Genomic DNA, 1,783 nt, shown 5'->3' with positions numbered 1-1,783 from the left:
AGTGCCTGCGCCGGTTGGGTGGCTGTCAGTGCCGTTGAGGGTGTAGCTGTAGCTGATCACGCCGGTGCTGGCGTTGTAGCCGGTGATGGTCAGGGTGTTACCGAAACCGGTGGGCTCCGACTGCGGGAAGGTCGCCGCAACGCCATTGGTGACGACGCTGATACCGCCCACAGTCAGGTTTTTCAGCCCATCCAATGCGGTCACGGTAAAGGTGCCGGATTGGGTCAAAGCAGACCCATCGATAGCGCTGCCCAATGGCAGGTTTTTCTCGTAGACAGTGACTTCCCCGCCGTTCACCTCAAGGCCCGTCAGTACCACAGGATCGTCGTTGTTATGCACCTGCAAGACGAGGTTGGCGGTGCTGGTGTCGCCGTCGCTGTCGTTCAGTTGGTAAGTGAAAGTCTCAGTCCCACTGCCACCGCCATTCAGAGCCAAGAACTGTGGATCAGTCTTGTCCAGGGTGTAGGTGTAGTTGCCGTCGGCGAAGAGCTGCAAGGTGCCATAAGTACCGGTGAAGGTACCGGCAGTTACCGGGCCAGTGGCGACCCGATCAGCACCTTGCACATCGTTACCCAGCACGCTGCCGGTCAGTGTGAGCTGGCTTTCAGAGGCCACGCCGCCGGGGTTGTCGTCGAAGGCTTTTGGCACATCGTCGACCACGTTGACGTCCAGCGAACCGGTGGCGCTGCTGTTGTTGCTGTCGGTGGCAGTTACCGCAAACGACTCGCTGATACTGTTGGCATCCGCGCCGGTTGGGTGACTGTCGGTGCCGTTGAGCGTGTAGCTGTAGCTGATCACACCAGTGCTGGCGTTGTAGCCGGTGATGGTCAGGGTGTTGCCGAAGCCAGTAGGTTCCGATTGCGGAAAAGTCGCGGTGACGCCATTGGTGACGACGCTGATACCGCCCACAGTCAGATTTTTCAGGCCATCCAGTGCGGTCACGGTGAAGGTGCCGGATTGGGTCAATACAGACCCATCGTTGGCGCTGCCCAATGGCAGGTTTTTCTCGTAGACGGTGACTTCGCCGCCGTTTACTTCCAGGCCGGTCAGAACCACAGGGTCGTCGTTGTTATGGACCTGCAAGACGAGATTGGCGGTACTGGTATCGCCGTCGCTGTCATTCAATTGATAAGTGAAAGTCTCAGTGCCGCTGCCACCGCCGTTCAGGGCGATAAATTGTGGATCAGTCTTGTCGAGGGTGTAGGTGTAGCTGCCATCGGCAAACAGTTGCAGGGTCCCGTAGGTGCCAACAATAGTGTTTGGCGTGACGGGGCCGGTTGCGACCCGATCCGCGCCTTGCACATCATTGCCCAGCACGCTGCCGCTGAGGATGAGTTGGCTTTCAGAGGCCACTTGTCCATTGGTATCGTCGGTAGCCTTGGGCACATCGTCGACCACGTTGACGTCCAGCGAACCGGTGGCGCTGCTGTTGTTGCTATCGGTGGCAGTTACCGCAAACGACTCGCTGATGCTATTGGCATCCGCGCCGGTTGGGTGGCTGTCAGTACCGTTGAGCGTGTAGCTATAGCTGATCACACCAGTACTGGCGTTGTAGCCGGTGATGGTCAGGGTGTTACCAAAACCGGTGGGTTCCGATTGCGGGAAGGTCGCCGCCACGCCATTGGTAACGACGCTGATACCGCCCACAGTCAGATTTTTCAGTCCGTCCAATGCGGTCACAGTAAAGGTGCCGGATTGGGTCAAAGCAGGCCCATCGATAGCGCTGCCCAGCGGCAGGTTTTTCTCGTAGACGGTGACTTCCCCGCCGTTCACTTCAAGACCA

1 protein-coding gene is annotated in these 1,783 nt (G+C 58.5%); it reads right to left on the bottom strand.

The window, feature by feature from the left end:
* The coding region (locus BHC62_RS26190) for an S-layer family protein (protein ID WP_218124037.1) at positions 1–1,783 on the bottom strand (1,783 nt) is incomplete at both ends.

It is taken from the genome of Pseudomonas sp. 06C 126 (assembly GCF_001855215.1).
GTDB lineage: Bacteria > Pseudomonadota > Gammaproteobacteria > Pseudomonadales > Pseudomonadaceae > Aquipseudomonas > Aquipseudomonas proteolytica.
The sequence above is the reverse complement of the archived record's forward strand: the minus strand, read 5'-3'. Positions and strand labels throughout refer to the sequence as shown.